This is a genomic window from Burkholderia sp. MSMB1826 (assembly GCF_001526325.1).
Classification (GTDB): Bacteria; Pseudomonadota; Gammaproteobacteria; order Burkholderiales; family Burkholderiaceae; genus Burkholderia.
The window spans coordinates 34,329-40,976 of the sequence record NZ_LOYN01000035.1 but is presented as its reverse complement, the minus strand read 5'-3'; the positions used below and the strand labels follow the sequence as shown (position 1 = coordinate 40,976).

5 protein-coding genes and 1 tRNA gene are annotated in these 6,648 nt (G+C 69.9%); 4 read left to right on the top strand and 2 right to left on the bottom strand.

The genetic code is table 11. The features are described from left to right. Positions 1-602 (top strand): aminotransferase class III-fold pyridoxal phosphate-dependent enzyme (locus WS95_RS22220; protein WP_156444565.1); only part of this gene is annotated, 602 nt, incomplete at its 5' end. A gap of 115 nt (positions 603-717) precedes the next feature. Here the strand turns inward: WS95_RS22220 and WS95_RS22215 are convergent. Both WS95_RS22215 and WS95_RS22210 read right to left on the bottom strand, forming a co-directional pair. Then, positions 718-792 (bottom strand) — tRNA-Val (locus tag WS95_RS22215). A 97-nt stretch (positions 793-889) separates the two neighbouring features. Continuing rightward, positions 890-1,792 carry a LysR family transcriptional regulator gene (locus WS95_RS22210; protein ID WP_059826015.1) on the bottom strand — a complete coding sequence of 301 codons (903 nt, stop codon included), beginning with the start codon at positions 1,790-1,792 and terminating at the stop codon, positions 890-892. Positions 1,793-1,966: 174 nt separating this feature from the next. Here WS95_RS22210 and WS95_RS22205 point away from each other — a divergent pair, with 174 nt between their 5' ends. The 3 genes from WS95_RS22205 to WS95_RS22195 all read left to right on the top strand — a co-directional run bounded on the left by WS95_RS22205 (position 1,967) and on the right by WS95_RS22195 (position 6,488). After that, on the top strand, positions 1,967-3,718 hold the full coding sequence (locus WS95_RS22205) for an acyl-CoA dehydrogenase family protein (RefSeq protein WP_059826012.1): 1,752 nt from the start codon (positions 1,967-1,969) through the stop codon (positions 3,716-3,718). Then, positions 3,715-4,917, top strand: coding sequence for a CaiB/BaiF CoA transferase family protein (locus WS95_RS22200; RefSeq protein ID WP_059782956.1), 1,203 nt, complete (start codon positions 3,715-3,717; stop codon positions 4,915-4,917). Before WS95_RS22205 ends, WS95_RS22200 begins: the two co-directional genes overlap by 4 nt. Positions 4,918-5,075: 158 nt before the next feature. Then, positions 5,076-6,488, top strand: a complete 1,413-nt coding sequence (locus WS95_RS22195) for an MFS transporter (RefSeq protein WP_059826009.1) — start codon at positions 5,076-5,078, stop codon at positions 6,486-6,488. The last annotated feature ends 160 nt before the right edge of the window (positions 6,489-6,648 follow it).

The following is a 6,648-nucleotide window of genomic DNA, read 5'->3' as shown; positions in this document are numbered from 1 at the left end:
CCGACGAAGTGATCGGCGGGTTCGGCCGCACCGGCGAGTGGTTCGCGCACCAGCACTTCGGCTTCGAGCCGGACCTGATCACGATGGCGAAGGGCCTCACGTCGGGCTACGTGCCGATGGGCGCGGTGGGCATCCACGAACGCATCGCGCGCCCGATCATCGACAACGGCGAATTCAATCATGGCCTCACGTACTCGGGCCACCCCGTGGCGGCGGCCGTCGCGGTCGCGAACCTGAAGCTGCTGCGCGACGAAGGCATCGTCGAGCGCGTGAAGACCGATATCGGCCCGTATTTCCAGCGGCGGCTGCGGGACGCGTTGGGCGATCATCCGATCGTCGGGGAGATTGCGGGAGCGGGGCTGGTCGCCGGTGTTCAACTCGCGCGCGACGGGCGCCGGCGCGAGCGCTTCGGCGCGGACGTCGATGTCGGCACGATCTGCCGCGACTTCTGCTTCAACGGCAACCTGATCATGCGCGCGACCGGCGACCGGATGCTGTTGTCGCCGCCGCTCGTGATTCGCGAGGCGGAGATCGACGAGATCGTCGACAAGGCGAAGCGCGCGTTCGACGCGACGGCGCAGCGGGTGGGGCAGGGCCGGTAAGCCGGCACTGCTGCGGGTGCGGCGTCGCATGATGCCGGCGCCCGCGTCGCGTAGGGCACGTGCGTCGCCAAAACGAAAATGGCCTGCGTCGTGAGACGCAGGCCATTGAATTCTTTGGTGGGCGGTACTGGGATCGAACCAGTGACCCCTGCCGTGTGAAGGCAGTGCTCTACCGCTGAGCTAACCGCCCAAAGAAGCTGAAATTATGTCAGAGCTTTTTGGGTTCGTAAAGCCCTTTCTGCAAATTTTTTTAAACGGCCGCCGGCGCCCGTTCGCGAGCCGCGTGTTCAGCCCGCGAGCGCGGGCAGCGCGTCGATCGACGCGCGCACGTAGTCGGCGAAGCGCAGCGCGACCGGTTCGGCGGTGCCGCTGCGCTTGAGCTCCAGCGTGCGCGATTCGAGCGACGCATCCTTCAGCGGCCGGAACGCGAGCCGGTCGCTCTTGACCTGCTGCAGCACGCGCGGCACGAGCGCGATGCCCATCCCGAATTCGACCATCGACAGGATCGTCTGCCACAGCCGCGCCTCGTGACGGATCAGCGGACTGAATCCCGCGTTCACGCACTGCGCGATGATCAGGTCGTGGTAGTGCGGCGCGGCGTCGCGCGGAAACAGGATGAACGGTTCCGTCGCGAGCGCGGCGAGCGCGACCTGCCGGCGCCGCGCAAGCGGATGCGCGGCCGGCAGGCAGCACACGAACGGCTCCGCATAGACGGGCGCCGATTCGACCTCGGGCGGGCAGTGGCCCCAGTGCGCGTAGCCGAGATCGATCTGGCCGCGCTGGATCGCCTGCACCTGCGCGTGCGTGTTCATCTCGCTCAGCACGATCTCGACGCCCGGATAGTCGGCCTCGAAGCGCCGCACCGCGTCGGGCAGCCCGCGATACAGCATCGAATGGACGAAGCCGATCCGCAGCCGGCCGGCGAGCCCCGACGCGGAGCGCACCGTCAGGCGCTCGGCCTCGGCCGCCTGCAGCAGCAGCCGGCGCGCCTCGCCGAGCAGCACCGCGCCCGCGTTGGTCAGCGCGACCGTCTTGTTGGTGCGGGAAAAAAGCTGCACGCCGAGCGCGTCCTCGAACTTGCGGATGTCGAAACTCAGCGCCGGCTGCGAGATGTACAGGCGCTTCGCCGCGCGCCCGAAGTGCAGCTCCTCGGCGACGGCCACGAAGTAGCGCAACTGCCTCAGTTCCACGGTGTCTCCTCCCGGCGTCGGCATCGATAAGCGATATCTATCGTACCGGATAAATCCTGTATTGGACGCTTATCGACCGCGCGCCTACGCTCTGCGGGAGGCTTGACGCACGACGGACCGGGCGCCGCGGCACCGTGGCCCGGCCGATGCGCTGGCAACCCAGGAGACGCACGCATGCACGACACCGCTCGCACGCCGGACACCGGTGCATCCCATATCCCCGACAGCCGGGGCATCAATTTCTTCACCGTCGACCCCGATCTCGGCGCGTTGCTGAAGCTGCATCTCGGCGACGTGCACTATGCCGAACTCGAGCCGCGTCTGCGCGCGCTCGGCGAGCGCGTATCGGGCGAACTCGACGAATGGGCGGCGCGCGCGGACAAGCATCCGCCCGTGCTCGAGCACCGCAACCGGCGCGGCGAGGCCGTGCAGCGGATCGACAAGGATCCGGCGTACGTCGCGCTCGAACGGGTCGCGTATGCGGAGCTCGGGCTCGCATCGCTGAGCCATGGGGCCGAAACCGTGCCGCCGCTCGTCAAGTACGCGCTGACGTTCCTGTTCGTGCAGGCGGAATTCGGGCTGTGCTGCCCGGTCAGCATGACCGACTCGCTGACCCGCACGCTGCGCCGCTTCGGCGACCCGGCGCTCGTCGCGCGCTACCTGCCGAGGCTCGCGTCGCGCGACTTCGACACGCTGTACCAGGGCGCGATGTTCATGACCGAGCAGGCGGCCGGCTCCGACGTCGGCCGTATCGCGACGCGCGCGACCCGCGGAACCGACGCGCACGGCGACACCGTCTGGCGCCTGACCGGCGACAAGTGGTTCTGCTCGAATGCCGACGCCGATCTCGCGATGGTGCTTGCGCGGCCCGACGGCGCACCGGACGGCATCAAGGGCCTCGCGCTGTTCCTGCTGCCGAAGACGCTGCCGGACGGCACGCGCAACCGCTACCGGATCGTGCGCCTGAAGGACAAGCTCGGCAGCCGTTCGATGGCGAGCGGCGAGATCGCGCTCGAAGGCGCGCAGGCGTACCTGATCGGCGAGATCGGCCGCGGCTTTCACCAGATGGCCGACATGATCAACATGTCGCGGCTGTCGAACGGCGTGCGCGCGGCCGGGTTGATGCGGCGCGCGCTGAACGAAGCGTTGCACGTCGCCGCGCATCGCGACGCGTTCGGCCGCAAGCTGATCGAGATGCCGCTGATGCGGCGCCAGCTGATGAAGACGCTGCTGCCGGCCGAGGCCGCGCGCACGATGTTCATGCAAATCGCGCTGTTGCTGCCGCAGGCCGATGCGGGCGACGAACAGGCTGCGCGCTGCGTGCGGATCCTGACGCCGTTGATCAAGTTCCGCGCGTGCCGCGACGCGCGCCGCGTGACGGGCGATGCGATGGAAGTGCGCGGCGGCACCGGCTATATCGAGGAGTGGAGCGATGCGCGGCTCGTGCGCGACGCGCACCTCGGTTCGATCTGGGAAGGCACGAGCAACATCGTCGCGCTCGACGTCGCGCGCGCCGCGCAGCGCGAGCATGCGCTCGACGCGCTGCGCACGTTCCTCGGCGATCGTCTGGGCGCGGCGCCGCTGCCCGACGCGAGCCGCACGGCGCTGCGGCGCATTCTCGCGCGGGCGTGCGATGCGCTCGCGCGGGTCGCGGAGGACGGCGACGACGCGCGCGTGCGGCAGGCCGCGTCCGCGCTGTATTACGCGAGCGCGGCCGTGCTGATGGCTTGCGAAGGCGTACGGCTCGCGCCGGATTTCAGGCGTCTCGCGCTGGCGCACCTGATCGTGCGACACAAGCTGCTGCCGGTCGATCCGCTCGCGCCGGCACCGCGCGACGACGAATCGGCCGCGTCCGACGCGCTGCTGCGCGGCCTGCCGGTCGCGCTCGACACGGCGCTCGACCTGCTGCCGGAGGTCGAGCGATGAGCACGACGCGTGGCGCACTGGACGGCCTGAAGGTCGTCGACCTGAGCCGGGTGCTCGGCGGCCCGTACTGCACGCAGGCGCTCGCCGATCACGGCGCGACGGTGATCAAGATCGAGCCGCCCGCCGGCGACGAGACGCGTGGCTGGGGGCCGCCGTTCCTCGGCGACACGGCCTGGTATTTCATGGGCGTGAACCGCAACAAGGAAGGGCTCGCGCTCGACCTGTCGCACGACGAAGGGCGGGCGATCCTGTGGCGCCTGCTCGAAGAGGCCGACGTGCTCGTCGAGAATTTCAAGCCGGGCACGCTCGCGCGCTGGGGCATGGACTACGCACGCGACCTGCAGCCGCGCTTCCCGCGCCTGATCCACTGCGCGGTAACGGGCTTCGGCGACGACGGCCCGCTCGGCGGCCTGCCGGGCTACGACGCGGTGATCCAGGCGATGGCCGGGTTGATGAGCGTGAACGGCGAACGCGACGGTGGCGCGACGCGCATCGGTTTGCCGATCGTCGACATGGTCACGGGACTCAACGCGCTCGCCGGCATCCTGCTGGCGCTCGCGGAGCGCGAGAAGAGCGGGCGCGGGCAGTCGATCGACGTGGCGCTGTACGACTGCGGCGTGTCGCTGCTGCATCCGCACCTGCCGAACTTCTTCGGTTCGGGCCGCGTGCCGGAGCGCAGCGGCAACGCGCATCCGAACATCGCGCCGTACGACAGCTACCGCACGGCCACCGTGCCGATCTTTCTCGCGGTCGGCAACGACCGGCAGTTCGCGCGGCTCGTCGCGCATCTCGGTGCGCCGGCGCTCGCCGGCGATCCGCGCTTCGTCGACAACCGCAGCCGCTGCGCGCACCGGCCGCAGTTGAAGGTCGAGCTGGAAGTGCGGCTTGCCGCGCACGCGTGCGAGCCGCTCGCGCGCGAGCTGATGGCGGCCGGCGTGCCGTGCGGGCCGGTGCGCACGGTGGCCGACGTCGCGCACGATCCGCATGCGCTGCACCGCGGCCTGTTCGTCGAGATCGGTGCGTATCGCGGCACCGCGTCGCCGGTGAAGCTGTCGCGCACACCGGCCACCTACCGGTCGGCGCCGCCGGCGCTCGGTCGCGACACACGTGCGGTGCTCGATCGGCTCGGCGTCGATCGCGCGCTTCAGCAGCAACTGCTCGATGCCGGCGTGCTGCGTGTCGCGCCCGACCTGACGTGACGGGCCCACGGGGCGTCCGCAGATGAACGTCGTCCCGACCCGATCGATCGCAACGTCGACTTCGAGCCACGCAACGTAGAGCAATCCGACCAGCCGGCGAAGGCCGGCCATCCGACAAGGCGCGCGACAGTCGCGCCCCCGATTACCAGGAGACATCGATGAGCCGTCCGCCATCCCCGCCCGCCGCGCAGCCGCGGCCAGGCCGCGCCGCCCTCGCGGCGTTCGTCGGCACCACGATCGAGTGGTACGACTTCTACATCTACGGCACCGCCGCGGCGCTCGTGTTCGGCAAGGTGTTCTTTTCGAGCACGATGGATTCCGGCGTTGCGACGCTGCTCGCGTTCGTCACGTTCTGGGCCGGCTTCGCCGCGCGGCCGCTCGGCGGGATCGTGTTCGGCCATCTCGGCGATCGCGTCGGCCGCAAGACCGCGCTCGTGATCACGCTGGTGATGATGGGGCTCGCGACGACCGGCATCGGGCTGCTGCCCGGCTATGCGTCGATCGGCGTATGGGCGCCGGCGGGCCTCGTCGTGCTGCGCGTGCTGCAGGGCATCGCGGTCGGCGGCGAGTGGGGCGGCGCGGTGCTGATCGCGAGCGAGAATGCGCCGAAGCATCGCAGCATCCTGTATGCGGCGTTCGCCCAGCAGGGCTCGCCCACCGGCAACCTGCTGGCCACGGCCGCGTTCTTCGCGCTGAGCGCGCTGCCGACGCCGTCGTTCCTGATGTGGGGCTGGCGCATTCCGTTCCTGCTGTCGGCCGTGCTCGTGATCATCGGCATGGTGATCCGGCTGAAGCTCGAGGAGTCGGTCGACATGCAGCGCGTGCTCGCGCGCAAGCGCACGGTGAAGCTGCCGCTGCGCGACGTCGTGCGCGACCACTGGGTCGTCGTGTTGCTCGCGGCCGGCACGCTGCCGGTGATCAACGTCACGTATTTCCGCAGCACGTTCGCGCTGTCGTGGGCGACGAAGACGCTCGGTTACGCGCAGGGCACGTTCCTCGGCATCCTGTCGATCTCGCTCGTCGTGCAATTTCTGATGCAGCCGGTCGGCGCGTGGTTCGTGTCGAAGGTCGACATGCGGCGCGCGATGTGCTGGATCCTGATTCCGGAAATCGTGCTGATGCCGATGATGTTCCATGCGCTCGCGACGCGTTCGTACTGGGTCGCCGTCGCGGGCATGTGCATTTCGACGATTCCGTCGGCGATGTTCTACGGCGCGGTCGGCGGCGTGCTCGCGCGCGTGTTCCCGGCCAACCTCCGTTATACGGGCCTGTCGCTCGCGTATCAGTTGAGCGCGCTGGTCGTCGGCGGCGGCACGCCGGTGCTCGCGCAGGCGATCCTGAACGCGACCGGCAGCATCGTCGGCGTCGCGATCGCGTCGGGGCTGTACGCGCTCGTGTCGCTTGCGTGCATGCTCGCGCTGCTCAATCGCACCGGCTACCGCGCGGACGAGCTGTCGACGGCCGAACGCAGCGATGCGGCGGAATGGGGCACGGAAGGCGCGGGCGCGGATCAGCCGGCCGGCGCGGGCGCGCCGCCGGACGATCGCGGCACGTTGAAACCGGCGGGATGAGGCGGGCACGCCGGCTCGCCCGGGCGCCGTCGAGCGCGCGTCGGCGGGGTTGCGTCGATTGGGCTGCCCCAAAAGCAAACGGCACCGTGCGGTCACACGGTGCCGTTTGCTCCATTCGCGCGACGACGCCAGCGGGCGCCGCCTGCGCGATTCGCGGCGC

Bases quoted from the DNA above. Each gene is read 5' to 3' on its own strand.
- WS95_RS22205 (WP_059826012.1), top strand. From the start codon at position 1,967: ATGCACGACACCGCTCGCACGCCGGACACCGGTGCATCCCATATCCCC.
- WS95_RS22200 (WP_059782956.1), top strand. From the start codon at position 3,715: ATGAGCACGACGCGTGGCGCACTGGACGGCCTGAAGGTCGTCGACCTG.
- WS95_RS22195 (WP_059826009.1), top strand. From the start codon at position 5,076: ATGAGCCGTCCGCCATCCCCGCCCGCCGCGCAGCCGCGGCCAGGCCGC.